Raw genomic sequence first — 23603 nt, 5'->3', positions numbered from 1 at the left:
GGACATCATGGCGGGAACGGACAGAAAACGCGGGATGATCGCGGAGGGACCGGCGATCGTGCTGGTCGAGCCGCAGCTCGGCGAGAATATCGGCATGGTCGCGCGCGCGATGGCCAATTTCGGCCTTGCGGAATTGCGCATCGTCAGCCCGCGCGACGGCTGGCCCAATCCGAAGGCCGAAGCAGCGGCGAGCGGCGCGATCCACGTGCTTGAAGGCGCGCGCCTGTTCGACAGCGTGGCCGATGCGCTGACCGACTGTTCCTATGTCGTTGCGACGACCGCGCGCCAGCGCGAAGGCTTCAAGACCGTGCTCGGTCCGATGCAGGCGGCGGAAAACCTGCGCGCGCATTTCGGCGTCGGCACCCGGACGGCAATCCTGTTCGGACGCGAACGCTTTGGCCTCGACAACGCGGAAGTCGGGCTTGCCGACGATATCGTCACGTTTCCCGTCAATCCTGCCTTCGCCTCGCTCAACCTGGCGCAGGCGGTGCTGCTGATGAGCTATGAATGGATGAAATCCGGCATGAAGGACGCCGAAGACCTTCCTTTCGCCGGACCGGAATTCGCCATCGCGCCCAAGCAGGAACTCTTCGGCCTGTTCGACCAGATGGAGCAGGCGCTGGAGAGCCGCGGCTATTTCAGGCCGCCGGAGCGCAAACCCGTGCAGGTGGAGAACTACCGCGCGGTGCTGACGCGGGCCGGCTTTTCATCCGAGGAAATCCGGCTGCTGAGGGGTATCATCTCCAGCCTCGACAGGTTCTCGCCCTCCGCGCCGCGCGGCTCGGGCTCTCCCGGCGACGATCCGCGTCGCGCCTCGACCGGCGGAAAGCGCTCAAAGCGCAAGCCCGCGCCGGAGCGCTCCGATGACTGACCAGCGGCAGCGCACGGCCCTGTTCTTCGACAGCGGCATCGGCGGATTGTCGGTTCTTCGCGAGGCGCGCGTGCTGATGCCGGATTGGCGGTATATCTATGTCGCCGACGACGCCGCCTTTCCCTATGGTGCGTGGGAGGAGGACGCCTTGCGCGAGCATATGACGGCGCTGTTCGCGCGGCTGCTCGACGATTATTCTCCCGCGCTCTCGGTGATTGCCTGCAACACCGCCTCTACGCTCGCCATCGACCATCTGCGCGCGGTCTTTCCCGGTGAAACCTTTGTCGGCACCGTGCCGGCGATCAAGCCTGCCGCCGAGCGTACGCGCTCCGGCATGGTTTCGGTTCTGGCGACGCCGGGTACGGTCAAGCGGCAATATACGCGTGAACTGATTCGCCAATATGCGCAGAAATGCCATGTCCGATTGGTTGGAAGCGACAATCTCGCCGCGATGGCGGAAACCTATGTGCGTGGCGAGATGGTGGACGAAGAGGCGGTAAGGCGCGAAATTGCACCCTGTTTCCGCGAAGAGGATGGCCGGCGCACCGACATCGTGGTGCTCGCATGCACCCATTATCCGTTCCTGGTGAACCGGTTCAGAAAGATGGCGCCCTGGCCGGTCGACTGGATCGATACATCCGAGGCGATCGCGCGGCGCGCCCAGTCGCTTGCCGATACGATGGACACGCAACCCGGACGGCCGGAAGGCCCCGATCTGGCGGTGTTCACCTCCGGCAACTCCACGCCGGAACTTGGCCGGCTGATGCAGGGCTTCGGCCTCACGATAGCCTAGAGCCGCCGCAGCTTGATTTTTGCGTGCCTTCGCTTAGTCTTGCTGGTGGTGCCGCGGGGCGCCGCCCGGTCCACGGAGAGGCTTCATTGCCGCCCGCCTGACATGACTGACAGCCATTCGGCTTTCCTTTTCCCGATCAGTGGACCACGGGAGATGCGAGGGAAAGACCGATGACACGATCATCCGAAATATCCAATGAACCCGCGCGCCTGGCGAGCTACCGCAAGGCGGCCAAGGCCCTGAAGCGCGCAGTACGCAACGGCGATGGGCAGGCGCTGGCGCGCATCGCCGCGGCGACCGGGCGCGCGCCCGAGACGGCGCGTCATGCGGACTGCCTCCACGCAATCGCCCGCGAGGCGGGATATGGAAGCTGGCCGGCGCTGAAATTCGACATCGAGACCCGGGCGCTCAACCGGGAAGGCCGCCAGCGGCGGCTGGCGCAGGCGCTTTTCGAGGGCTGGAAACCGCAGGCCGAACGGTTGCTCGAAAGCGATCCGTCGCTTACCGGCGGGCATCTCGGCCTGAAGGCGGCGCTCTATGACCGGCAGGCCGTGGCGGCCATACTCGAAAGAGACCCCGATGCGGCGACGCGACGGTTCGGAAGCCGTTCGCCTATCCTGTTCCTGACATTTTCGCGTTACTGGCGGATGTGGCCGGAAAGCGCTGATGACGCGATCGCCGTCGCCGATCTTCTGATCGAAAGCGGCGCGGACATCGACGACACCATGCCGGCCGATCCGCGCGAACCCGAGGGATTCAAGCTCTCCGCGCTCTATGGAGCGCTCGGCCATTCCGGACATGTGAAGCTGGCGCGACATCTGCTGGAGCGGGGAGCGAACCCGGACGATAACGAGTCCTTCTATCATGCGTGCGAACTCGGCCATCTCGACGGTATTCGCCTCATGATGGAGCATGGCGCGACGCTGAACGGCACAAACGCCTTTTTTCGCATGCTCGATTTCGACAATCTGGAAGGCGCGCGGATGATGCTCGACTATGGCGCGGACCCGAACGAATGCCCGACCCAGTGGATGGTCGCGCATCGAAGCGAACGGGGCAATTCGCTCCATCACGCCATCAGGCGTGGCAGGGATGGCCGTTTCGTCGATCTCCTGCTGGATGCCGGCGCCGACCCGTCCGCGCTATATCTTGGTCATACCGCCTATGCGCTCGCCCGGATTTACGGCAACCGGGACGCCGCACAGGCACTTGAGGCGAGGGGAGCGGCGTCGCCGCTTGCCGAGAACGAGCGGTTCCTGGCAGCGGCTGTCGATGGGGATGCGGGGGCGGCGGATGCTTTCATGCCCCGATCGGGCGAGCTGATCGCGTCGCTGCATCCGGAGGAACAGGCGCTTCATATCGAAGTCGCGCGCATGGCCGGCGGTCTCGAACGTCTGAAGGCGCTGGTGGCTGCCGGCTTCGATCCAGACTATCGCGACCAGCAAGAGAGCATCACGGCGCTTCACGGGGCCGCATGGTTCGGGTTGGCGGATCATGTCGCTTTCCTGCTGCAATTTCCGCAGGATCTGGAACATCGCAACGTCCATGGAGCGAACGCACTTGGCACGGCGATCCACGGCTCGACAAACTGTCCGGAAGCGGCGGCCGGCGATTACGAGCGCACGGTCGAATTGCTGATCGAAGCGGGATGTTCGATCAATCCGGATCGCGGTGACCTGCTGATGGGAAGCGAAGCGGTGACGGCAATCATCGAAGCGGCACTGGAGGGAAAGTGACGGTCGCGCGGCATCAGCCGATGCCGTGCACCCACGAAAAGGCGCGGCGGATCTCCGCCTCGCCGTCCTGCTCGAACCACTTGCCGTGCGCGATGACAACCTTGTCCGGATGACAGTCGATCATCCACTCGATGACCGGGCGCAGTCTGTCATGATGCCCGGCGAAGGTGGCGCGCATATCGCGCGGCGCGCGCCCGTTCGGCGCCATCACGCCGATCAACTTGTACATGAACCGTGCGAGCCATCCGTGCAGGCGCTCGTCCTCGAAGTTTTCGATCAGGTCGGTCAGGATCAGCACCCGGGACGCCTTGTGGAAGAAGACGACTTCTTCGAGAATTTTGCTGCCGCGCGCGATGCGCTGATCGATCACCGGGGCCCAGTCGTCCGGCGGCAAATCGGAGAGATCGTCGGTGAAGGCCACCTCCGAGCGTTTGCGCACGTTTGGAGAGGCCCAGACCTTCGCGTCCGGAAACCGCTCCGCCCAGGCGCCGATCGATACGTGATGGATCAGGTTGGGCGAGACGAGATGCCTGACCGGCCCCAGGGCCTCGACCGCGGCCAGCAGGCTTTCGTCGGGGTGCGTCGGTGAATGCAGCCACAATCCGCCATCGGGCAGGAGGATGATCGTCATGCGGGTGGGGAAGGGCCATTTGACCGGAATGCCGTATCCCCATTGCAAAACCGGCCCGTTCACGATCCATATGTCGGGGCCGATCGCGATCGGTGTGTTCAGGGGCTCGTAGGGATCGTAGCTGCCGACCATGCGATGTTCCTCTTGGCGGGATTCGTCGCCGGAAATTTGCATGCGCGGGCAAGGTCTGTCGACAGCGCCTGGGTCCGAAAAAACCGCAATGCTTGACTATCCGCCGATTGCTTTATAAAGACCCGGCAGTGCAGGGCTTTCGGCCCTGCATTTTATTTGACGTATCCCGTGGACAGTATCGCAATGCGTGCGTGGGCTGTCCTGTCAGTCGGCGAAAAAGGCCGGCAGAGGAGGGTGCGTTTCCTTCGGTCCGGGACGTTGGTTCCGGACACAACCGTTTGAAAGGAAATGCGATGAGCAAGCGCGAATCGTCCAAGTACAAAATCGACCGCCGCATGGGCGAAAACATCTGGGGCCGTCCGAAGTCCCCGGTCAACCGCCGTGAATACGGCCCCGGCCAGCACGGCCAGCGCCGCAAGGGCAAGCTGTCCGATTTCGGCGTTCAGCTGCGCGCCAAGCAGAAGCTCAAGGGCTACTACGGCGACATCTCCGAGAAGCAGTTCCGCAAGGTCTATGAGGAAGCATCGCGTCGCAAGGGCGATACGCCGGAGCTTCTGATCGGCCTGCTGGAAAGCCGCCTCGACGCCATCGTCTACCGTGCGAAATTCGTTCCGACGATCTTCGCCGCGCGCCAGTTCGTCAATCACGGCCATGTCTTGGTCAACGGCACGCGCACGAACATCCCGTCCTTCCGCTGCCGCGTGGGTGACGTGATCGAAATCCGCGAGAAGTCGAAGCAGATGGCACTCGTTCTCGAAGCGACCCAGCTCGCCGAACGCGACGTGCCGGACTATATCGACGCCGACCACAACAAGATGGTCGCGACCTTCGCGCGCGTTCCCGCGCTCGGCGACGTGCCGTATCCGGTGCAGATGGAACCGAACCTCGTGGTCGAGTTCTACTCGCGATAAGCCCGACGGCCATCGCGGACATCATTCGAACGGGACGGCATTCGCTGTCCCGTTTTTGCTTTGGGTGGGGCAGCTTCGCCAGATGCGCGACTGCGCGTTTCATTTGATCGATAGCGCGTGTCTGATACGTGGAATCGGAAGGGTGGGGAAATGACATCAGAATTGAAGCCGTCCCATGCGCGCGTCCCGCTGCTGGCTTACGCGCTTCTGTTCGCGATTTTCCTGTTCTGGACTGCTTACGGCCAGTGGTCGCAATACAATCTCGACCAGTTCGCGGACATGGTCGAGAACCACGCATGGGGCATTCGCTGGCAACTCGGAAACGTAAACCATCCGCCACTCTTCGGCTGGATCACGGCCGCATGGTTCAAGATATTCCCGCGCACCGATCTTGCGTATCGCTTCCTCGCCGCGGCGAATATCGCCGTCAGCTATCTCGTGATGCTGCACATCGCCAAGCGGTTCCTGAATTCGCGACAGATTGTCGTCGCCCTGGCAGTGGCGCTCGCGCTTCCTCTCCTTGGCTTCATGTCCCTGACTTACAACGCCAATTCGGCGATGTTGCCGTTCTGGGCGCTGTCATTTCTTGCCTATCTGCGGATCCTCGAAAAAGGACGGATCGCCGACGCATTGCAGTTGGGGCTCTGGACAGCCCTCGCCATGCTTTCGAAGTATCTTTCGGCGGTCTTGCTGCTCGCGATCCTTGTGCATTCGCTTGCCGATCCCTCCGCGCGTCGCCTGTGGCGGAGTGCCTTGCCAGTCGCTGCGGCTGCTGTCTTCGCCGTCGTGCTCATGCCGCATCTTGTCTGGCTGTATAGAAACGATTTCACCTCATTCGAATTCGCCGTCGCCAAGCAGGGCGCGCGTACCGCGTCGAATATCCTTGGGAGCCAGGTCGAGTTCTTTTTTGCGCAGGTGCTGTACGCCCTTCCGGGTTTCGGCGTGGCCGCGCTTCACCGGCGTTGGCGCGATGGACAACCGCTGTTCGCCATGCACCAGTTCATGGCGCTGACCGAAACCGCACGCGGGCGCGCACTGCTTTCGGTCGGGTTGCTGCCAATTCCGCTTACCATGCTGCTCGGGCTCATTGTCTGGGCGCCGCTCACCAGCAACTGGTCGGTCCCGTTCTTCATTTTCGCGCCGATCCTCATCGTATTGCAGTTGCCCGCGCCGCTTGTCGATCGGCATCCGAGGACGGCGCCGGTGTTCATCATCGGGTTCATTGCGTGCCTGCTGGCGCTGTCGCCTTTCATTCGCGGTATAGTGCTCTCGCAGGGACGGGCGAATTCGGACTTGCCGGTGGCGGATATCATTCACGAAGCGGACGACGTCTGGTTCGACATCACCGGCGCGCCGCTGATGTATACGAATGGCGACCGGATTCTCGCCTTCGGCGCAACGTTCTATTCGCGATTCACGCCCATGGCGTTCAACGAAAACGCACTCGTGCGGGGTGACTGGATCACGCGAGACGATATCGCCGAGCACGGATACATGATCCTGTGCCTGAGTGAGAGCTGTGCGGACAGGCCGGATTTCGAGGACAGGGATGAGATCAAGCGGGTTCTGACCGTTCCGCCGCCCAAGGGGGCGTCACGGAAAAGCGATTACACCGTCACCCTCTTTATTCGGCCGCCCGAGGGTTGACGGCGATAGCGCCATGCGCACGAATCCAGACACTTCGAAGGCTTCCCGGGAGCACATGAAATGAACCTGCAGACACCGGTCGCAGCGCCGATGCAACCGACCTCCGACGATCCGTCCGCGCCGGTGCATCCGCTCTTTGCGGATACGCCGGGGTCTGTCGAATTCCGCAAACTCCGAAAACGCCTGCTGCGCAACATGCGCCAGGCGATGGACGATTTCGCGATGGTGAAGCCGGGCGACCGCTGGCTCGTCGGTCTCTCTGGCGGCAAGGATTCCTTCGGACTTCTCGCGCTGCTGCTCGACCTGAAATGGCGCGGGCTTCTGCCGGTCGACCTGCTGGCCTGCAATCTCGATCAGGGCCAGCCGAGTTTCCCGAAACACATCCTGCCCGACTGGCTGACGAAATACGGGATCGAACATCGCATCGAGTATCAGGACACCTATTCGGTCGTCACGGACAAGATCCCGGAAAACCGGACCTATTGCTCGCTATGCTCCCGTCTGCGCCGCGGCCATCTCTACCGGGTCGCGCGCGAGGAGGGGTGCTCGGCGCTGGTCCTGGGGCATCATCGGGAAGATATCCTCGAAACCTTCTTCATGAACCTGTTCCATGGCGGCCGGCTCGCGGCCATGCCGCCGAAGCTGCTCAACGATGAAGGCGACGTGATGGTGATGCGTCCGCTGTCCTACTGCGCCGAAGCGGACCTCGAGAAATTCGCCGCCGGCATGCGATTCCCGATCATTCCGTGCGATCTGTGCGGATCGCAGGACGGCCTCCAGCGCAACGCCATGAAGGCGATGCTGGCCGACATCGAGAAGCGCATGCCCGGCCGCAAGGACACGATGATCCGGGCCATGACGACTGTCCGTCCGAGCCATCTGCTGGATCGCTCGCTGTTCGATTTCGCATCCCTGTCGACGACCAACGGCGGTGGCCAGTCGAACGATCAGTGAGAGGGCGCGTCGCCCGGATTGCTGAAAAGCTTTCCCTTTTCCGCGACGAGCACCAGCAAGAGCGTAATGAACGACATCAGGGCGCTGCCCGCGATCAGGGGCAGGGCCGTCCCGTCGAATGCCTGACCGATCGCCGCGCCGGCGAGGCCTCCGCCGACCGTCTGCGTGAACCCGAGCACCGATGAGGCCGTTCCCGCGACTTTCCCAAGCGGTTCCATGGCGATGGAATTGAAATTCGCGCCGATGAGGCCGAACAGCGGCATGATCACGATCAGGACGGTCATGAAAAGCCAGAGCGGCACATCGTGGGTGAAAAACCAGAGGGATGCGATGGTGGACAGGACGAGGTGGGCGATGAGCGCGCCATGCGACAGCCGGCGCATGCCGATCCGTTGGACGATCCGCGCATTGAGGAAGGATGCGGCCGACATGAATGTCGCGCCGACCGCCATCGCCAGCGGGAAATAGGCGTGAAGGCCGTAGACTTCCCCGAGAATCGGCTGCGCGAGATTCAGGAATGCGAACAGCGACCCGAAGAAGAAGGCCGTTCCCACCGTGTAGAATAGCGAAATCCGGTTGGAGACGACGAGTTGGAAGCCCCTGAGAACCGGGCCGACCGCGAGTTCCCTGCGGTTTTCCGGATTGAGCGTCTCCGGCATGCGCATTGCGGTCCACACCGTCATGGCCACTGCGAGCAGCGCCATGAACCAGAAGATGTGCTGCCAGGGGCCGATCATGATGATTCCCTGGCCGACAAACGGCGCGATGATCGGGACGACCATGAACACCATCATCACAAGCGACATGGTGGAAGCCATGGTCCGGCCGGAATGCGTGTCGCGCACCATGGCTAGCGCGATCACCCGCGTTGCCGCCGCGCCGAGCCCCTGGACGAAGCGAAAGACGAGGACGAGTTCGAATGTCGGCGCGAATGACCCGGCAATCGCGCAGGCAATATAGATCGCGAGCCCGATGAACAGCGGGATACGCCGCCCAAATCGGTCGGAGATCGGGCCGAAGAACAACTGCGCCGAGCCGAAACCCAGCACGTAAGACAGCAGCAGATACTGAACGCTGTTGCCGTCGATGGAATAGGCCGAGGCGATATTCGGAAAAGCCGGGAGCAGAATGTCGATCGCCAACGCGTTGAGCGCCATCAGTCCCGCGACGATGGCGATGAATTCGACTCGCGGCACGCGCATGTCCGCGAGTTGCTCCGTAACGGGCCCGGTGGATTTTTCCTGCATGGGGTCGTGCCTATTCCGCCGCAGCGGCCTGTTCGGTGTAGCCGGCGAGTTCGCCGTTCAGGACGTAGCGGAGAATCTCGACGACCTGTTCGGGGATCTTCGTCACCGCGAGCGCGGCGGCGTCGACTTCCTTGAGCGCATGGGCGTGTTCGTCCTTATGCATGACGATAAGCGGCTTGCCCAACGCACTCGCATAGCCAGCGTCGAATGCCGCGTTCCACTGCTTGTACTTCTCGCCGAACCGCACGACGACGACATCGGCTTTCCCGATCAGCGTGCGCGTGCGAATCGCGTTGACCTGGGCGCCCTTGTGATCGTGCCAGAACTTGTTCGGCTCGGCGCCCAGAATGGCGACGCCGCAGTCGTCGGATGCCTCGTGGTGCGTGACCGGGCCGGTCAGGGTTACGGGCAGACCCGCATCCTTCACGCCCTTTTCGATCTGCGCGCGCCAGTCTGTGTGGATTTCACCGGATAGGTAGACGGTCCAGGTCATCGTCGTGCTCCTTCGCCCGTGGAATAAGGCCAATGGCATCCGCCTGTCCATCGCCGGGCGCGATTATTTCCCGAGATGGATCGTTTCCGAATAAGCGACAGCGGACAGAGCGTCAGCCGGCAGGCGCCCAGTCGATCCAGCGCCCGTGATAGTCGCCCCGGCCGAGGGGCAATGTCTCGCCGTCTGCGGTCTCGCCGTTCCACAGCGTCACGGAAAGTGCGGCGCCGTCCGGTTTCCCGTCGGGCTCGAAGCGAAGCCATGCGAGCGGCGCGGAAGCTGTTGCGCGTGTGCCGGCATCTTCGATGAGCGCCGCCACCGCGGCCTGTTCGGGCGCCGGCATGTACTGCCACATGATGGTGTGGAAGATCACGTGGAGATGTCCCGTCCGTGGCGTATCCAACCGTCCTGCGAGGAAGTGCCCGGCGTCCGCTGTTTCGACCTTTGGCGGGAAATCCTTGGCGATTCGAAGCGCGCCGTTCAGCCGGTCGAGACGGGCGGGCTGGTCTGCCCAGACATAGGAGCGCAGCCGAAGGCGATGCTCTTCTCGGTCGATCGGGATCGGTGCGATATCGCAGCCGGCACTTTCCGCGACAGTAACCGATACCGGGGCAGGAGGCTTTTTGCCACGCCATTCGCAAGGCAACATGACCGGCGAATGCTCATCGCCCCATGTCCAGCTTCCGTAGTCGTAGCGGTAGCGGTGCCAGTTCTGGTTCAGGCCGGCGCTCGACCCGATCTCCGAGACCGCGAGCGGCAGCCCGCAACGCGTCGTGAGCCAAAGAAAGGCGGGTAGCAGGGCGGCCGAACGGGCGGTCTCGTTGGTTTGCGGCGGGCTGTCGAGAAACCGTGCGAAAAATTCGCCGTGTCGTGTCACAGCGCCGAACACTGCTTCGGCAAGCGCATCCTTCGCCGACTCGGCGGGTGGGTAGACGGCGGCCAATTCAGGGTCACGTCCTTCCAGCACGAGAGAATGCAGTGCCCCGGTCAGGCGCAGCGGCAACGCGTCACCGATATGGTCGAGATTGCCGCTCCAGCCGGCGAGCCGGTCATGAACCGGGCCGCGCGGTACGCCTCTGGCCGCGATCAGCCCGCAAAGCGCTGCCGTGAACGGCGATCCGAGCCGCTCACATGATTTTTCCTGTTTCGCAAATGAATGGGCGACCCCTTCCGGGAGCGGCATGGGAGGCATGTCGCCATGCCCACCGGTTCCGGTCAGGCCGCACCCTTGGAGGCGACGCCTTTTTCCTGGAAGTGACCCTGCAATTCACCGGCCTGGAACATTTCGCGGATGATGTCGCAACCGCCGACGAATTCGCCCTTCACGTAAAGCTGCGGGATGGTCGGCCAGTTGGAATAATCCTTGATTCCCTGGCGAATATCGTCGTCCGCGAGCACGTTGATGCCCTTGTAGTCGACGCCGAGGTAATCGAGGATCTGGACTACCTGTCCGGAAAAACCGCATTGCGGGAAGCCCGGCGTGCCCTTCATGAAAAGGACGACGTCGTTGGATTTGACTTCCTGGTCGATGAAGTCGTTGATTCCGCTCATAATCTCATCCTTTGTCTCACCGGATGCGAGATCCGGTCGATTTTCGGTTTGTTCTATATATTGCGGCTGCGCTTTATTTCACAACCCGGATGCATCTTTACCGATGCGGGCGGGCGGCGCTGCGGCAACCAGCGGCTTCAGCCGAGCCTATTCAGGCGCACTCGTCTGCAGCGCAAGCGCATGGAGAACACCGCCCATGTTTCCCTCGAGCGCCTGATAGACCATCTGGTGCTGCTGCACGCGCGACTTGCCGCGAAAACTCTCGGACACGACTTCGGCCGCATAGTGATCGCCATCGCCCGCGAGATCGCGGATCGTCACTGTGGCGTCCGGAATTCCGGCCTTGATCATTTTCTCGATGTCCGAGGCGTTCATAGGCATCAGTGCGGTCTCCTATTCCGCGGCTTCGGCGCGGTGTGATGCATCCATGAAATCGGGGAACCACGATTCATGGATGGCGGACAGTTCATTGACAGATATGGAGACCGGCACCGGCGCCGTCAATGCGAGGATGTCGCCGCCGACCGTGCCCAGCTCGCGGAACGGAACACCCGCGCCTTCCGCGTTGAGCGCGAAGAAACGGGCGAGTTCGGCGCTCACGGTCACGAGATAGCGGCCTTGGTCCTCGCCGAACAACAGCGCATGAGCCGGACCGGCGTCGCCGGCATCGACCGTCACACCCTTGCCGGACGCCATGCACATTTCCGCAAGCGCGACGATCATGCCGCCGTCCGAAATGTCGTGGCAGGCCGTGACCTGGCCGTTGCGGATGGCAGAGCGCACGAAGTCGCCGTTGCGTTTTTCGCAATAGAGATCGACCGGCGGCGGCGGGCCGTCATTGCGGTCGTTGACGAGACGGTTGAAGACCGACTGGCCGAGATGCGTGCCGTCGCCGCCGAGAAGGAACACGGTGTCGCCGGATTGCATCGTGGAGATACGCGCCATGACCGAATAATCGGGCAGCAGGCCGACACCGGCGATGGTCGGCGTCGGCAGGATCGCCTCGCCATTGGTCTCGTTGTAGAGCGAGACATTGCCCGAGACGATCGGGAAGCCGAGCGCCGTACAGGCTTCGCCGATCCCCTCGATCGCGCGCACCAACTGGCCCATGATCTCCGGGCGTTCCGGGTTGCCAAAATTGAGGTTGTCGGTCGCGGCTAGCGGCTCTGCGCCGGTGGCGGTGATGTTGCGCCAGCATTCGGCGACGGCCTGCTTGCCGCCTTCATAGGCATCCGCCTCGCAATAGCGCGGCGTGACGTCGGAAGAGAATGCAAGCGCCTTGGTCTCGTGCCCGTCGACGCGGACGACGCCGGCGTCGCCGCCCGGCAATTGCAGCGAATTTCCCTGGATCAGCGTGTCGTATTGCTCCCACACCCAGCGGCGCGACGACATGTTGGAAGAACCGAGTATCTGCTTCAGCGCCGCGCCATAATCCTCGGGCTCGGCGAATTGCGACGCCTCGATTTCCTGGTAGAGGCCCGGGCTCATCCACGGCCGGTCGTATTCAGGAGCCTCGTCGCCGAGTTCCTTGATCGGCAGGTTGGCGACTTCCTCGCCTTCATGGAGAATCCGGAAGCGCAGATCGTCGGTCGTTTCGCCGACAATCGCGAAGTCGAGGCCCCATTTGTGGAAGATCGCCTTGGCGTCGTCTTCCTTTTCGGGGCGCAGCACCATCAGCATGCGCTCCTGGCTCTCGGAGAGCATCATCTCGTAGGCCGACATGCGCTCCTCGCGCACCGGCACCTTGTCGAGGTCGAGCTGGATGCCGAGATTGCCCTTCGCGCCCATTTCGACGGCCGAGCAGGTCAGCCCCGCCGCGCCCATGTCCTGGATCGCGATGACGGCGCCGGAGGCCATCAGTTCGAGGCAGGCTTCGAGCAGGCACTTCTCGGTGAACGGGTCTCCGACCTGCACGGTCGGGCGCTTCTGGTCGATATCGTCGCCGAATTCCGCGGATGCCATCGTCGCGCCGCCGACGCCGTCGCGCCCGGTCTTCGCGCCGAGATAGACCACAGGCAGGCCAACGCCCTTTGCTTCGGACAGGAAGATGGCGTCTGTCTTGGCGATGCCGGCTGCAAAGGCGTTGACGAGGATGTTGCCGTTGTAGCGGGCATCGAATTCCACTTCGCCGCCGACGGTCGGGACGCCGAAGGAATTGCCGTACCCGCCAACGCCGGAAACGACGCCGGAAACGAGATGGCGCGTCTTCGGGTGATCCGGTTCGCCGAAGCGCAGCGCGTTCATCGCCGCGACGGGCCTTGCGCCCATGGTGAACACGTCGCGCAGAATGCCGCCGACGCCCGTGGCCGCGCCCTGGTAGGGTTCGATATAGGAGGGGTGGTTGTGGCTCTCCATCTTGAAGACCACGCAATCTCCGTCACCGATATCTACAACGCCGGCATTTTCGCCCGGTCCCTGGATGACCTGCGGCCCCGTGGTCGGCAGAGTCTTCAGCCATTTCTTGGAGGATTTGTAGGAACAGTGCTCGTTCCACATGGCCGACCAGATGCCGAGTTCGGTAAAGGTCGGTTCGCGTCCCGTGAGTTCGACGATACGGTCGTATTCGTCGGGCGTGATGCCGTGGGCTTCAACGAGTTCGGGCGTGATGGGAACAGAGTTGCGAATGGTCATGTGGGCGATCGTCTCGCGAGGTTCGGGCCTGAGGCACGTGCTATCACTCCGCCCGCACGCAGGACAAGCGGTCGCGCCGCTTTGGATGCGGACAGATGTGGATTGCGGGATGCGAGCCGCTATTCGAGCGAGTCGAAGTTCAGCGACGGCGAGGACAGAAGGTCGGCGAGGGCGGTTATCCCGCGTTCCATCTTGGCGTCGCTGAGCGGGCCGGTCAGCGAGATGCGGATATTCGGGCAGGGATAGTTGATCGCACCGATCTTGTATTCATCCGCGCCATCGACCACGACACCCACTTCCCGCGCCGCCTTGCCGAACGTGCCCGGCAGCCATGGATCGGGCAGGGTGAGCCAGATGAACGGGCAGTCCGGATCGCTGCGGACTTCGACATCGGGATTGGCGTTGGAGAGCAAGTCGTCCGCCATGCGGGTTCGGCGCGCGATGATCTGGCGCACGCGCGAGCGGATTTTCGCCGCCTCGCCGGACAGCACCAGACGCGCCGCCGTCTCCTTGAGCAGGAAGGGTGCGCCGCCCGTCAGCAGGCGATGCGCATTGACGACCCGGGTCAGCGTGCCGGGCGGGCACGAGATCCAGCCGGAGCGCAGCCCCGCCGAAACGGATTTGGAAAGACCGTTGAGGTGGAATGTCCGCTCCGGCGCCATCGAAGCCAGCGGCGTCGGCGCGTCGTCCTTCATGCCGCCATAGATGTTGTCCTCGATGATCCAGACATTGTACCTGCGCGCGATCTCGACGATGCGCACGCGATTTTCCTCGGAAACGGTTCCGAGCGTCGGATTGTTCAGCGTTGCTACCAGCACAATCGCCTTGGGGTGCTGTTGCGCGCAGACATGTTCGAAATCTTCCGGGTCGATACCGTCGGGCGTCGATTTGAGCCGCGCGACGCGCCGGCCGGACATGGAGACGGCGCGCGGGGTTGCGGGGTAGCACAATTCCTCGAAGGCGATCCTGTCGCCGATGGTCGAGATGGCGGCGATCGCGGCCATGATGCCGGCATGCACGCCCAGTGTCGGAATGACGAGCAGGGGATCGGGCGACCAACCGCCATGGCCGAGCCAGAGGCTGCCGGCTTCCTGCCAGGAGCGCGGTATCGACCGGATGTAATCAATGCCGGCATAGCCGCTCTCGACACTCGTCTTGCCGATGATCTCGCCGATAAGGCCGCCCTGGCCGACATCCGCGGCCGCGGTCGATGTCATCGCGATTGCTGCGTCCGGAAGTTGGAGCCTGTCGCCAGTCGGCGCGGCGGGCACATGCCGCACTGTCGTGGCTGGGCGGATTTCATCGTCGGGGCGTTCGAGCACATAGGTGCCGCGCCCGACTTCGCCGGAGACGAGGCCGCGCTCGCGCACCATGGAATAGGCGCGGCTGACCGTGCCGACCGTGACGCCGAGGTCGAAGGCGAGGTTGCGTTGCGGCGGCAGCTTCGCGCCGGAGGGAAGATCGCCGGTCTCGATTGCGTCTTCAATACGCCCCGCGAGCCGGACATAGAGCGGACCGTCGCCGCTTTTGAGATCTGGAAGCCAAGTTGTCATGGTGACAATTTATAGGTTGAGAGACAATTCGAGTCAATGTACCCCAACGAAAGTTTCAACCTCCCACTGAAAGGGTCAGTACAATGGTATCAATTGATACAATCGTGCCGCACAATGGCCCTGTACGCATCGGCTACAGGACATATGCCGGCATTGGCGCGGTGCCTCTGCAGGAATGGTTCAAGGTTCTCGTAGCGATCATGCGCGCGCGTTACACGAAACAGCACACTCGCCGACACCTGCGCGATCTCACCGATGATCAGTTGCGCGACATCGGCATCACGCGCAGCCAGGCTCAGTGGGAAGCGGACAGGCCGTCCTGGTGGTACCGCAAATAACAGAAATACGGGCGCCCGCGGTCAGCAGGCGCTTCGTCCGCCAGACCAGGCGATGACATCGTCATTGATCCGCGCCGAAATCGGCTGGGACGCCAGCGGGCCAAAAGTGGTGATCTTCACCGGATCGCCGCTTGCCTCGATCACGAGTTTCGGCAGCCCAGTCGACTTGCCTCTCTCCACCACAAGCAGTCGCGGGTTGCCGATCCTCGTGTCGAGTTCCGGAATGACCGCGAGACCGCGGAATGCCCGGTCGCCTGACCGGAACCAGCATTTCTGCGCATTCTCGTTGATCACGGAAAGCGCCTCGACCGACTTGTCGGCAGTGATCTCGATATTCAGAACGCCGCCCGCGCGTTCGCCGGTGCAGCCGGCGAGTACCAAGCTGGCGGCCAGCGCGACATGGGCCCGGCCGCGTCCGGGCATCAGGCGGCAGCCTTCCCGGTAATCCCCAGCGCACTTTCGAACAGGCCGCGCCCGTCGGAGCCGCCATGGGCGGCCTCGATCAGGTTTTCGGGATGCGGCATCATGCCGAGCACATTGCCGGCCTCGTTGACGATGCCCGCGATATCCTCGATGGAGCCGTTCGGATTGGTGCCTTCGGCATAGCGGAAGACGATCTGGCCGTTGCCGTTCAGCCGCTTCAGCGTTTCCGCGTCGGCGAAATAGTTGCCGTCATGATGGGCGACGGGGCAGCGGATGACCTGGCCCTGTGCATAGGCGGACGTGAAGGCGGTCTCGGCATTCGTTACTTCGAGCTTCACTTCACGGCAGACGAATTTCAGCGAGGCGTTGCGCATCAGCGCGCCCGGCAGCAGGCCCGCCTCCAGCAGAATCTGGAATCCGTTGCAGACGCCGAGAACCTTCACGCCGGCCTCGGCCTTGCGCCTGAGAGCGCTCATGACGGGCATGCGCGCCGCGATCGCGCCGCAGCGCAGGTAATCGCCATAGGAAAAGCCGCCCGGAACGACGATCAGATCGACATCGGGAATGTCCGTATCCGTCTGCCAGACCGTAACCGGCGGCGTACCGGAAATCTTCGTGATCGCCGCGATCATGTCGCGGTCGCGATTGAGACCGGGCAGGAGGAGGACGGCGGTTTTCATCGTCAGACGATCTCCACCGCGTAGTCCTCGATCACGGTGTTGGCGAGGAGCTTCTCGCACATCGCCTTCAGGTCGGCTTCGGCCTTTGCGCGGTCGGAGGTCTCGAGTTCGACGTCGAACACCTTGCCCTGGCGGACCTTGGCGACCTCGGAGAAGTCCAGTGCGTGCAGGGCGCCTTCGATGGCCTTTCCCTGCGGGTCGAGGACGCCGCTCTTCAATGTAACCGTGACGCGTGCCTTGATCATTTTTTCTTCCGGGTCGCTTATTTCACCAGAACTGGGCCCTTGGGGCGCGACTGTTCTGTCTCGTTCATGATGCCCAGCCGGCGGGCAACTTCCTGATAGGCCTCGACAAGCCCGCCGATGTCGCGGCGGAAGCGGTCCTTGTCCAGCTTCTCGTTGGTCTTGACGTCCCACAGCCGGCAGGAATCGGGGGAAATCTCGTCGGCGACGACAATGCGCATCATGTCGCCCTCATAGAGCCGTCCGCACTCGATCTTGAAATCGACGAGCTGGATGCCGATGCCGAGGAAGAGGCCGGTCAGGAAATCGTTGACGCGGATGGCCAGCGCCATGATGTCGTCGATTTCCTGCGGGCTCGCCCAGCCGAAGGCGGTGACGTGTTCCTCGGTGACCATCGGATCGTCGAGAGCGTCGGCCTTGTAATAGAATTCGATGACCGAGCGCGGCAGCACCGTGCCTTCCTCGATCCCCAGGCGCTTGGAGATGGAGCCGGCCGCGATGTTGCGGACGACGACCTCGAGCGGGATGATCTCGACTTCGCGGATCAGCTGCTCGCGCATGTTCAGGCGCTTGATGAAATGCGTCGGAATGCCGATCCGGTTCAGATTGGTGAAGATATGCTCGGAGATCCGGTTGTTGAGGACACCCTTGCCCTCGATGACGTCGTGCTTCTTCTTGTTGAAGGCGGTCGCGTCGTCCTTGAAAAACTGAACCAGGGTGCCGGGCTCGGGGCCTTCGTAGAGGATCTTGGCCTTGCCTTCGTAGATGCGGCGGCGTTGTTTCATGAAATCCGTGCTCTGCATTGAAAATTGGCTGCCGCGGCCGAACCGCGATGTCATTTGCGCCGTTTACTCCAAACGTCGCGTCAGCACAAACGTAGCCTTCGCCTATCCAGTCATTTTCCTCATGCGACCAATGGGCGGACGCAATCGAGTTGATATTTTGCCGGCCATTTGATTTAGACGTGCCAACACCCATCTGACCGGCACGGGAATCGCGCCGTAAAGACCTTTCAATGGAGACGATCGCCATGTCGATGAAAGACCGTGAGGACGCTTACGAGAACAAGTTCGCCCATGACCAGGAACTGCGGTTCAAGGCAATGGCGCGTCGCAACAAGCTGCTCGGCCTCTGGGCGGCCGAAAAACTCGGCAAGAGCGGAGCCGAGGCGGAAGCCTATGCGAAGGAAGTGATCATCGCGGACCTCGAAGAGGCCGGCGACGAGGACGTCTTCCGCAAGATTCGCGGTGATTTCGATGCCGCAAGCGTCGATCAGTCGGACCACCAGATCCGCCGCACGATGGAAGAACTGCTCGCCGAGGCGGTCAAGCAGGTCCAGAGCGACTGATCCGGCGCCCGACATGACCCATGACTATTCCCTCGCGGACCGGCTGACCGCCGGCGAGACGGTATTTACCGTCTGGTCGTCGCTTCCCGATCTCGGCCTCATCGAAGTGTTCGCGCAGGGCCCGTTCGGCGCCGTCACGCTGGACATGCAGCATGGCGCGCACCACGTCGAAAGCGTGATGAAGGGGCTGTCTCCGGTCATTACCGGCGGAAAACCGGCGGTTGTGCGTATCGCGCAGGGTGATTTCGGCATGGCGTCGCGCGCGCTCGACATGGGCGCGGATGCGGTGATCGCACCGATGATCAATTCCATCGAGGACGCCAAGGCGTTTCGCGATGCGATGAAGTATCCACCCGTCGGCGGGCGGTCCTGGGGGCCGACGCGCGCGCTCAAGTTGCGCGGGTTGGCCGGCGGAAACGACTATCTCTCGACAGCCAACACGAAGACGCTGGCCTTCGCGATGATCGAGACCCGCGAGGCCTATGCGATCGCCGCCGATATCGCCGCGCTGGACGGGATTGATGGCCTTTTTGTCGGGCCTTCGGATTTCTCGATCGCATGGTCGAATGGCGCGGCGGTGAACCCGGCGTCGGAAGACATGCAGGAAGCAGTGGCGAATGTCGCGCGCATCGCCCGCGACGCTGGAAAGCATGCGGCGATTTTCGCAGCGTCACCGTCTGCCGCGCCAAGTTACGTCGAACTCGGCTATCGTTTCATCGCGCTTGGCCTGGATACGGTGATGCTCGATGCCGGGCAGAAAGCGATCCTGGCGGCCGCCGAAGCATAAATCGGCGGCGCTAAAGCCGTTTCATGAATTCCGAGAAGACCATCAGACCTTCAGGCCAGGGCCCGTGGCCCGATTCGGCGTTGATGTGGCCGGATTCGCCCGCATCGACAAGGAACGAGCCCCACGCATCGGCGATATCGTCGGCCTCCTCGTAACTGGAGAACGGGTCGTTTCGGCTCGCCACCACGAAAGAGGGGAAGGGAAGCGGGTCGCGCGGATAGGGGCCAAAGGTCATCAGGTGTTTCGGCCGGACATCCGGATTGGCGACGTCGGGCGGCGCGACAAAGAACCCGCCGCGAACATTCTCGGCTCCGTCCCGGATCGCGTGCACGGCCGCCGCGACTCCCAGCGAATGCGCCACGAGAACGACCGGCCTTTCCGCACGATCGATTTCCTCGCGCACACGCGCGATCCAGTCCTCGCGTACCGGTTTCGACCACTCGGCCTGTTCGACGCGGCGCGCGGACGGCATGCCGCTTTGCCACCGGCTTTGCCAATGATCGGGCCCGGAATTGGTGTAGCCGGGGATGATGAGGATTTCTGCGTCCTTGATCTTCATGCGTCGGAGGTCGGCATTCCGCCGCCATTTGTCAATCCGGCGCATGAAGAGTTTTCTTGGCAGGGCGCTACTGAGCCGCCGGCACTGTATCCGAGATCGCCGGGGCCGTGACGGCGGGGGCAGTCACTTCGGTGTCGATGTTCCCGGTTCCCCCAGACATGAAGAAAATGCCGACGATCATGAGTGCGATGACGCCCAGGGCGATCATCGGGCCGGTCGAACTGGCTTTTCCGGTCTCCTGATAGGGATACATGCCGGATCGTGTGTCGAAGTCGTCGCGATAGTCCACCATTTGAGGTCTCCTTTCATCCGATTGCGGATGCGAGAAATCTGGCGGTCGAAAATGGTGATTTCCGAGCCGATTGGTTCACATGGCGTTTCGGTTCGAAAGGAATCGCGTTCCATTCGGGTCTGGCCGGAAAATGAAAGAAAATACAGATCGTTAGAGATTTTCAGTCCGGATCAAACGAGATTACGCCCGGTCACAATCCGGGAGAATTCGGCGCATTTTCAAGCGAGTCAGCGGAAAAACCGCAGGCGCGACCCGAATACGTTGACCGCGAGACCGATGAAGACCAGTGCCGATCCCGCGGCCGTCAGGGGCGTCAGCGCCTCGCCGAACACGATCGCCGTGGAGACCATTCCGAACACCGGGATAAGCAGCGCGAACGGGGTCACGGTGGCAGCTGGATGGCTGCGCAGCAGATGGATCCATGCGGCGAAGGCGAACACGGTGGTCGGGTAGGCGAGAAAGGCGATCGACAGCACCGATGTGACGGAAGGAACATGATCGGGCAGACCGAACATCGTGCCTTCGAAGACCATGGACAGCGCGAACAGGGGAATCGGTGCGGCGAGGCTCGACCAGCCCACGAAGCCCAGCATTGCGGTTGGCTTTGCCGCTTTTGCGATGATGTTCGCCAGGCCCCATGCCGCGGCCGAGGCGATGACCATCAGGAAAGGCACCGGCGGCGTGATTTCGGCATTCGCGAAACCGATCAGCAGGATGCCAGAGACCGCGACCGCCGCGCCGGTGATTTCATGCCTGCGCGGCCGTTCGGAAAAGACGATGACGGCAAACAGCACGGTGAAGAAGACCTGCATCTGCACCACCAGCGAGGCGAGGCCCGGCGGCATGCCCAGCCGGATCGCCGAAAACAGCAGCCCGAACATCACCGCGCCTTGCGTCACGCCGTAAGCGACCAGAAGCCGGAGCGGCACCTTGGGAACCGGAACGAAGAAGATCAGCGGGATTGCGGCGAAGAGATAACGGTAGCCCGTCACCAGCAATGGCGGCAGGTCGGTGACCGCCAGCTTGATCGCGACGAAAGCGAAGCCGTACATGGCGCTTGCCAGAATGGCGAGCAGGATATGCGCAACGGGCATCTGATCTGTCCGGGCCGGAACGCGCCGGCGCGCGCCAAGTCAGTCGATCAGGCGGTTCCGAAGACCCGCCTGAAGATCGTATCGACATGCTTGGTGTGATAGCCGAGATCGAATTTCTCGCGGATCGTTTCCTCGGGCAGGGCAGCGCGCACATCGGCGTCGGCGAGGAGCTCCTCCAGGAAATCCTTGTCCTGCTCCCAGACCTTCATGGCATTGCGCTGCACCAGACGATAGGCGTCCTCGCGGCTCACGCCGGCCTGGGTGAGGGCGAGGAGCATGCGTTGCGAATGCACGAGGCCACGGAATTTGTTGAGGTTCGCCAGCATGTTGTCGGGATAGACGACAAGCTTGTCGATGACACCGGTCAGGCGCGCCAGCGCGAAATCGAGCGTCACCGTCGCGTCCGGGCCGATCATGCGTTCGACCGAAGAATGCGAGATATCGCGCTCATGCCACAGCGCCACGTTTTCCATCGCCGGATTGGCGTAGGCGCGCACCATGCGGGCGAGGCCGGTGAGGTTTTCGGTCAGCACGGGGTTGCGCTTGTGCGGCATGGCCGACGAGCCTTTCTGGCCCGGCGAGAAATATTCCTCGGCCTCCAGCACCTCGGTGCGCTGCAGATGACGGATCTCGACCGAGAGGCGCTCGATCGATGACGCGATGACGCCGAGCGTCGCGAAGAACATCGCGTGGCGGTCACGCGGGATGACCTGCGTCGAGACGGGTTCGGCGGTCAGTCCCATCGCCTCGGCGACATGCTCCTCCACCTGGGGATCGAGATTGGCGAAGGTGCCGACAGCGCCGGAAATGGCGCAGGTTGCGATTTCCGCGCGCGCATGGACGAGCCGCTCGCGGCAACGCGAGAATTCCGCATAGGCCTGCGAGAGCTTGACGCCGAATGTGGTCGGCTCGGCATGGATGCCGTGGCTGCGGCCGATCGTAATCGTGTCCTTGTGCTCGAAGGCGCGCTTCTTCAGCGCGGCGAGCAGGGCGTCCATGTCGGCGAGGAGGAGGTCCGTCGCCCGCATCAGCTGCACGTTGAAGCAGGTGTCGAGCACATCCGACGAGGTCATGCCCTGGTGGACGAAACGGGCGTCCGGCCCGACGATCTCGGCCAGATGCGTCAGGAAGGCGATCACGTCGTGCTTGGTTTCGCGCTCGATCTCGTCGATACGGTCGATGTCGAAGGTTGCCGCCCCGCCCTTGTCCCAGATGGTCTTCGCCGCGCTTTCCGGGATCACGCCCAGCTTCGCGAGTGCGTCGCAGGCATGCGCCTCTATTTCGAACCAGATACGGAACTTGGTCTCCTGCGACCAGATCGCGACCATTTCCGGCCGGGAGTAGCGGGGAATCATGAGGGGCGCCTTTGCGGACAATGAGAGAATATGCGCTGCCAGTTACCAGACCGCCGCGCCGCGCTCAACTCGCCCTTCGGGTTAACCACCAACTCATCGCGACCAGGGAGACAGGGCCGAGCGGCCAGTAGAGCCGCGTGCCGAGGACCGCGAACTGATATGTCGAGCCAAGCGCGGTGTAGAATTGCTGGTAGAACCAGACGATCGACAGCGGATAGCCGTGCCACTGCGCGTAATAGGTCCGGTATTCGAGCGCCAGCACGCCAGCGGTCGCACCCAGCGTGAAGAGGGTCAGCACACAGGCTGCGATCAACAGGTTCCAGGGATACGAACTGCGCCGGACAAGCCACATGATGGGAAAGTGCGCGAAGAGATAGCCGATGAGGCCGCCCGCGCCGTAGAGGGCAGCGATCTCGACGACCTGCGGATCGAGAATGCGACCGCGCTCAAAGAGCAGGCCGACAAGCGCCGAAAGGCCCATCAGGACGGCCCATACCAACGCAGTGGCCGCGACCTTCAACAAGCGCGTAAGCATGCTCGATTGCGCCACCGCAGGGCGCGCAAGGGCGACAGATGTTTCCATGGCGTCAGTTTGCCGGACGCCTTGTCACGGCCATCCACCGGTGGTCCGGTCCTTCGAAACCGTAGCTGATCACGCTGATCATGACCGCGAGCGCCGACTGGCCGTTTTGCATGAATGTCTGGACGCCGCCGATCCGGTAGCCGATCGGGCAGCCACGGCTGGAAGGCACCGAACTGTCTTCGTGAAGGATTTCTGTCGTACCACCGGGCGAGGCATCGATGGAGAGCAGGCGGAACCCGGTGGTGGTGTCGTTGAGCCCGGCACAGGTGCCGGACGCCGCGAAGCTCAGTTCCTCTATCCTGAATTCGAGCGGCGAATCGATCGCCGGGAAAACAGGGCGCGGATTGACCGCCATGCGGTGCGGATCGGCGGAAAGCTCGGTAATCGCATTGAAGCCCGCCAGGTATCCCGTATTGCCGGCGAGTTCTGCGTCGGTGACGATTCCCTGTCCCGCCGTCATCGCTTGCTGGCGCGCCGCATCGACGCTGACGGTCTCGTCGTCCAGACGAACGCGGATCGGTGAGGGCGAAACGAAGCTGTCGCTCGCCGTGTCGATGTAGAAGCGGTTGGCGTAGGGAAAGCCGGAGCCGTCCTGGTGTCCGTATTCCTCGAATGCGAAAATCGCGCCGTCGGCGCTGAAACCGAGAATATCGAGCGTCGATGCGTCGCCGGCACAAACCCGTGATACGGCAGCCGCGATGACGAGTGCCGAACTGCCGAGAACACTGCAAATCTTCATTTGCGCCCTCCTGTCA

Annotated in this window: 28 protein-coding genes; 10 read left to right on the top strand and 18 right to left on the bottom strand. The window is 62.8% G+C overall.

The features are described 5' to 3' along the window. Positions 1 to 7 precede the first annotated feature (7 nt). The 3 genes from ACQK2M_RS15895 (at position 8) to ACQK2M_RS15885 (ending at position 3400) form a co-directional block, all read left to right on the top strand. Positions 8 to 871, top strand: coding sequence for an RNA methyltransferase (locus tag ACQK2M_RS15895; protein WP_425418589.1), 864 nt, complete (start codon positions 8 to 10; stop codon positions 869 to 871). Next, positions 864 to 1664, top strand: coding sequence for a glutamate racemase (murI, locus tag ACQK2M_RS15890; RefSeq protein WP_425418588.1), 801 nt, complete (start codon positions 864 to 866; stop codon positions 1662 to 1664). The genes ACQK2M_RS15895 and murI overlap by 8 nt, the downstream gene beginning before the upstream one ends. A 170-nt stretch (positions 1665 to 1834) precedes the next feature. Beyond that, positions 1835 to 3400, top strand: coding sequence for an ankyrin repeat domain-containing protein (locus ACQK2M_RS15885; protein ID WP_425418587.1), 1566 nt, complete (start codon positions 1835 to 1837; stop codon positions 3398 to 3400). Between the two features lie 13 nt (positions 3401 to 3413). On the opposite strand, the gene ACQK2M_RS15880 is transcribed toward ACQK2M_RS15885, so the two are convergent. Beyond that, the gene (locus tag ACQK2M_RS15880) at positions 3414 to 4163 is read right to left on the bottom strand and encodes a DUF4336 domain-containing protein (protein ID WP_425418586.1); all 750 of its coding nucleotides are present in this window, start codon (positions 4161 to 4163) and stop codon (positions 3414 to 3416) included. Between the two features lie 293 nt (positions 4164 to 4456). On the opposite strand from ACQK2M_RS15880, the gene rpsD reads away from it, so the two are divergent. From rpsD to ttcA, 3 genes are all read left to right on the top strand, one after another. Next, positions 4457 to 5074: a 30S ribosomal protein S4 gene (rpsD, locus tag ACQK2M_RS15875; RefSeq protein ID WP_223478655.1), complete on the top strand. Its 618-nt coding sequence runs from the start codon at positions 4457 to 4459 to the stop codon at positions 5072 to 5074. Between the two features lie 150 nt (positions 5075 to 5224). Next, on the top strand, positions 5225 to 6721 hold the full coding sequence (locus ACQK2M_RS15870) for a glycosyltransferase family 39 protein (RefSeq protein ID WP_425418585.1): 1497 nt from the start codon (positions 5225 to 5227) through the stop codon (positions 6719 to 6721). Between the two features lie 90 nt (positions 6722 to 6811). Then, positions 6812 to 7675, top strand: a complete 864-nt coding sequence (gene ttcA / locus ACQK2M_RS15865) for a tRNA 2-thiocytidine(32) synthetase TtcA (protein ID WP_425420059.1) — start codon at positions 6812 to 6814, stop codon at positions 7673 to 7675. Here the strand turns inward: ttcA and ACQK2M_RS15860 are convergent. From ACQK2M_RS15860 to ACQK2M_RS15830, 7 genes are all read right to left on the bottom strand, one after another. Continuing rightward, positions 7669 to 8922 (bottom strand): multidrug effflux MFS transporter, encoded by a 1254-nt coding sequence (locus tag ACQK2M_RS15860; RefSeq protein WP_425418584.1) that lies wholly within the window; start codon positions 8920 to 8922, stop codon positions 7669 to 7671. The genes ttcA and ACQK2M_RS15860 overlap by 7 nt on opposite strands. Positions 8923 to 8932: 10 nt before the next feature. After that, a complete protein-coding gene (locus ACQK2M_RS15855; protein ID WP_425418583.1) occupies positions 8933 to 9415 on the bottom strand; it encodes a YtoQ family protein in 483 nt (160 codons plus the stop codon). Between the two features lie 112 nt (positions 9416 to 9527). Further along, positions 9528 to 10604, bottom strand: coding sequence for a DUF2332 domain-containing protein (locus tag ACQK2M_RS15850; protein WP_425418582.1), 1077 nt, complete (start codon positions 10602 to 10604; stop codon positions 9528 to 9530). Positions 10605 to 10627: 23 nt separating this feature from the next. Further along, positions 10628 to 10963 carry a Grx4 family monothiol glutaredoxin gene (gene grxD, locus ACQK2M_RS15845; RefSeq protein ID WP_223478661.1) on the bottom strand — a complete coding sequence of 112 codons (336 nt, stop codon included), beginning with the start codon at positions 10961 to 10963 and terminating at the stop codon, positions 10628 to 10630. A 147-nt stretch (positions 10964 to 11110) separates the two neighbouring features. Then, on the bottom strand, positions 11111 to 11344 hold the full coding sequence (locus tag ACQK2M_RS15840) for a BolA/IbaG family iron-sulfur metabolism protein (protein ID WP_223478662.1): 234 nt from the start codon (positions 11342 to 11344) through the stop codon (positions 11111 to 11113). A 12-nt stretch (positions 11345 to 11356) separates the two neighbouring features. After that, positions 11357 to 13594: a phosphoribosylformylglycinamidine synthase subunit PurL gene (gene purL, locus ACQK2M_RS15835; RefSeq protein WP_425418581.1), complete on the bottom strand. Its 2238-nt coding sequence runs from the start codon at positions 13592 to 13594 to the stop codon at positions 11357 to 11359. A gap of 119 nt (positions 13595 to 13713) precedes the next feature. Then, positions 13714 to 15147 carry a PLP-dependent aminotransferase family protein gene (locus ACQK2M_RS15830; RefSeq protein ID WP_425418580.1) on the bottom strand — a complete coding sequence of 478 codons (1434 nt, stop codon included), beginning with the start codon at positions 15145 to 15147 and terminating at the stop codon, positions 13714 to 13716. Positions 15148 to 15230: 83 nt separating this feature from the next. On the opposite strand from ACQK2M_RS15830, the gene ACQK2M_RS15825 reads away from it, so the two are divergent. After that, positions 15231 to 15485, top strand: coding sequence for a DUF1127 domain-containing protein (locus ACQK2M_RS15825; protein WP_425418579.1), 255 nt, complete (start codon positions 15231 to 15233; stop codon positions 15483 to 15485). Positions 15486 to 15506: 21 nt separating this feature from the next. Here ACQK2M_RS15825 and ACQK2M_RS15820 read toward each other — a convergent pair whose 3' ends face one another. The 4 genes from ACQK2M_RS15820 to purC are packed head-to-tail and all read right to left on the bottom strand — an operon-like array spanning position 15507 to position 17615. Continuing rightward, positions 15507 to 15908 (bottom strand): hypothetical protein, encoded by a 402-nt coding sequence (locus ACQK2M_RS15820; RefSeq protein WP_425418578.1) that lies wholly within the window; start codon positions 15906 to 15908, stop codon positions 15507 to 15509. Then, positions 15908 to 16588 (bottom strand): phosphoribosylformylglycinamidine synthase subunit PurQ, encoded by a 681-nt coding sequence (gene purQ / locus ACQK2M_RS15815; protein ID WP_425418577.1) that lies wholly within the window; start codon positions 16586 to 16588, stop codon positions 15908 to 15910. Before purQ ends, ACQK2M_RS15820 begins: the two co-directional genes overlap by 1 nt. 2 nt (positions 16589 to 16590) lie before the next feature. Then, positions 16591 to 16833 (bottom strand): phosphoribosylformylglycinamidine synthase subunit PurS, encoded by a 243-nt coding sequence (gene purS / locus ACQK2M_RS15810; protein WP_425418576.1) that lies wholly within the window; start codon positions 16831 to 16833, stop codon positions 16591 to 16593. 17 nt (positions 16834 to 16850) lie between these two features. Next, positions 16851 to 17615 (bottom strand): phosphoribosylaminoimidazolesuccinocarboxamide synthase, encoded by a 765-nt coding sequence (purC, locus tag ACQK2M_RS15805; RefSeq protein WP_223478669.1) that lies wholly within the window; start codon positions 17613 to 17615, stop codon positions 16851 to 16853. Here purC and ACQK2M_RS15800 point away from each other — a divergent pair. The 3 genes from ACQK2M_RS15800 (at position 17614) to ACQK2M_RS15790 (ending at position 18965) form a co-directional block, all read left to right on the top strand. Continuing rightward, positions 17614 to 17787 carry a hypothetical protein gene (locus ACQK2M_RS15800; RefSeq protein WP_425418575.1) on the top strand — a complete coding sequence of 58 codons (174 nt, stop codon included), beginning with the start codon at positions 17614 to 17616 and terminating at the stop codon, positions 17785 to 17787. The genes purC and ACQK2M_RS15800 overlap by 2 nt on opposite strands. Positions 17788 to 17860: 73 nt before the next feature. Next, on the top strand, positions 17861 to 18178 hold the full coding sequence (locus tag ACQK2M_RS15795; RefSeq protein ID WP_223478671.1) for a DUF1476 domain-containing protein: 318 nt from the start codon (positions 17861 to 17863) through the stop codon (positions 18176 to 18178). Positions 18179 to 18191: 13 nt separating this feature from the next. Then, positions 18192 to 18965, top strand: coding sequence for an HpcH/HpaI aldolase family protein (locus ACQK2M_RS15790; protein WP_425418574.1), 774 nt, complete (start codon positions 18192 to 18194; stop codon positions 18963 to 18965). A gap of 10 nt (positions 18966 to 18975) precedes the next feature. On the opposite strand, the gene ACQK2M_RS15785 is transcribed toward ACQK2M_RS15790, so the two are convergent. From ACQK2M_RS15785 to ACQK2M_RS15760, 6 genes are all read right to left on the bottom strand, one after another. Further along, positions 18976 to 19524 (bottom strand): RBBP9/YdeN family alpha/beta hydrolase, encoded by a 549-nt coding sequence (locus ACQK2M_RS15785; protein ID WP_223478760.1) that lies wholly within the window; start codon positions 19522 to 19524, stop codon positions 18976 to 18978. A gap of 67 nt (positions 19525 to 19591) precedes the next feature. After that, positions 19592 to 19816: a hypothetical protein gene (locus tag ACQK2M_RS15780; protein WP_425418573.1), complete on the bottom strand. Its 225-nt coding sequence runs from the start codon at positions 19814 to 19816 to the stop codon at positions 19592 to 19594. A gap of 227 nt (positions 19817 to 20043) precedes the next feature. Then, complete coding sequence (locus ACQK2M_RS15775) at positions 20044 to 20910, bottom strand: EamA family transporter (RefSeq protein WP_425418572.1); 867 nt, start codon at positions 20908 to 20910, stop codon at positions 20044 to 20046. A 47-nt stretch (positions 20911 to 20957) separates the two neighbouring features. Continuing rightward, complete coding sequence (gene purB, locus ACQK2M_RS15770; RefSeq protein WP_425418571.1) at positions 20958 to 22265, bottom strand: adenylosuccinate lyase; 1308 nt, start codon at positions 22263 to 22265, stop codon at positions 20958 to 20960. A 64-nt stretch (positions 22266 to 22329) separates the two neighbouring features. Further along, positions 22330 to 22848 carry a hypothetical protein gene (locus tag ACQK2M_RS15765; protein ID WP_425418570.1) on the bottom strand — a complete coding sequence of 173 codons (519 nt, stop codon included), beginning with the start codon at positions 22846 to 22848 and terminating at the stop codon, positions 22330 to 22332. Positions 22849 to 22852: 4 nt separating this feature from the next. After that, positions 22853 to 23587 carry a DUF2259 domain-containing protein gene (locus ACQK2M_RS15760; protein WP_425418569.1) on the bottom strand — a complete coding sequence of 245 codons (735 nt, stop codon included), beginning with the start codon at positions 23585 to 23587 and terminating at the stop codon, positions 22853 to 22855. Positions 23588 to 23603 lie beyond the last annotated feature (16 nt).

This window comes from Oricola indica, assembly GCF_965227485.1.
GTDB classification, from domain to species: Bacteria; Pseudomonadota; Alphaproteobacteria; order Rhizobiales; family Rhizobiaceae; genus Oricola; species Oricola indica.
Note: the sequence above shows the minus strand (reverse complement) of the source record. Positions and strands in the feature narration are given on the sequence as shown.

Coding starts and splice junctions, on each gene's coding strand:
- ACQK2M_RS15895 (WP_425418589.1), top strand. CDS start 8: ATGGCGGGAACGGACAGAAAACGCGGGATGATCGCGGAGGGACCGGCG.
- murI (WP_425418588.1), top strand. CDS start 864: ATGACTGACCAGCGGCAGCGCACGGCCCTGTTCTTCGACAGCGGCATC.
- ACQK2M_RS15885 (WP_425418587.1), top strand. CDS start 1,835: ATGACACGATCATCCGAAATATCCAATGAACCCGCGCGCCTGGCGAGC.
- ACQK2M_RS15880 (WP_425418586.1), bottom strand. CDS start 4,163: ATGGTCGGCAGCTACGATCCCTACGAGCCCCTGAACACACCGATCGCG.
- rpsD (WP_223478655.1), top strand. CDS start 4,457: ATGAGCAAGCGCGAATCGTCCAAGTACAAAATCGACCGCCGCATGGGC.
- ACQK2M_RS15870 (WP_425418585.1), top strand. CDS start 5,225: ATGACATCAGAATTGAAGCCGTCCCATGCGCGCGTCCCGCTGCTGGCT.
- ttcA (WP_425420059.1), top strand. CDS start 6,812: ATGCAACCGACCTCCGACGATCCGTCCGCGCCGGTGCATCCGCTCTTT.
- ACQK2M_RS15860 (WP_425418584.1), bottom strand. CDS start 8,922: ATGCAGGAAAAATCCACCGGGCCCGTTACGGAGCAACTCGCGGACATG.
- ACQK2M_RS15855 (WP_425418583.1), bottom strand. CDS start 9,415: ATGACCTGGACCGTCTACCTATCCGGTGAAATCCACACAGACTGGCGC.
- ACQK2M_RS15850 (WP_425418582.1), bottom strand. CDS start 10,604: ATGCCTCCCATGCCGCTCCCGGAAGGGGTCGCCCATTCATTTGCGAAA.
- grxD (WP_223478661.1), bottom strand. CDS start 10,963: ATGAGCGGAATCAACGACTTCATCGACCAGGAAGTCAAATCCAACGAC.
- ACQK2M_RS15840 (WP_223478662.1), bottom strand. CDS start 11,344: ATGCCTATGAACGCCTCGGACATCGAGAAAATGATCAAGGCCGGAATT.
- purL (WP_425418581.1), bottom strand. CDS start 13,594: ATGACCATTCGCAACTCTGTTCCCATCACGCCCGAACTCGTTGAAGCC.
- ACQK2M_RS15830 (WP_425418580.1), bottom strand. CDS start 15,147: ATGACAACTTGGCTTCCAGATCTCAAAAGCGGCGACGGTCCGCTCTAT.
- ACQK2M_RS15825 (WP_425418579.1), top strand. CDS start 15,231: ATGGTATCAATTGATACAATCGTGCCGCACAATGGCCCTGTACGCATC.
- ACQK2M_RS15820 (WP_425418578.1), bottom strand. CDS start 15,908: ATGCCCGGACGCGGCCGGGCCCATGTCGCGCTGGCCGCCAGCTTGGTA.
- purQ (WP_425418577.1), bottom strand. CDS start 16,588: ATGAAAACCGCCGTCCTCCTCCTGCCCGGTCTCAATCGCGACCGCGAC.
- purS (WP_425418576.1), bottom strand. CDS start 16,833: ATGATCAAGGCACGCGTCACGGTTACATTGAAGAGCGGCGTCCTCGAC.
- ACQK2M_RS15800 (WP_425418575.1), top strand. CDS start 17,614: ATGAAATCCGTGCTCTGCATTGAAAATTGGCTGCCGCGGCCGAACCGC.
- purC (WP_223478669.1), bottom strand. CDS start 17,615: ATGAAACAACGCCGCCGCATCTACGAAGGCAAGGCCAAGATCCTCTAC.
- ACQK2M_RS15795 (WP_223478671.1), top strand. CDS start 17,861: ATGTCGATGAAAGACCGTGAGGACGCTTACGAGAACAAGTTCGCCCAT.
- ACQK2M_RS15790 (WP_425418574.1), top strand. CDS start 18,192: ATGACCCATGACTATTCCCTCGCGGACCGGCTGACCGCCGGCGAGACG.
- ACQK2M_RS15785 (WP_223478760.1), bottom strand. CDS start 19,524: ATGAAGATCAAGGACGCAGAAATCCTCATCATCCCCGGCTACACCAAT.
- ACQK2M_RS15780 (WP_425418573.1), bottom strand. CDS start 19,816: ATGGTGGACTATCGCGACGACTTCGACACACGATCCGGCATGTATCCC.
- ACQK2M_RS15775 (WP_425418572.1), bottom strand. CDS start 20,910: ATGCCCGTTGCGCATATCCTGCTCGCCATTCTGGCAAGCGCCATGTAC.
- purB (WP_425418571.1), bottom strand. CDS start 22,265: ATGATTCCCCGCTACTCCCGGCCGGAAATGGTCGCGATCTGGTCGCAG.
- ACQK2M_RS15765 (WP_425418570.1), bottom strand. CDS start 22,848: ATGGAAACATCTGTCGCCCTTGCGCGCCCTGCGGTGGCGCAATCGAGC.
- ACQK2M_RS15760 (WP_425418569.1), bottom strand. CDS start 23,587: ATGAAGATTTGCAGTGTTCTCGGCAGTTCGGCACTCGTCATCGCGGCT.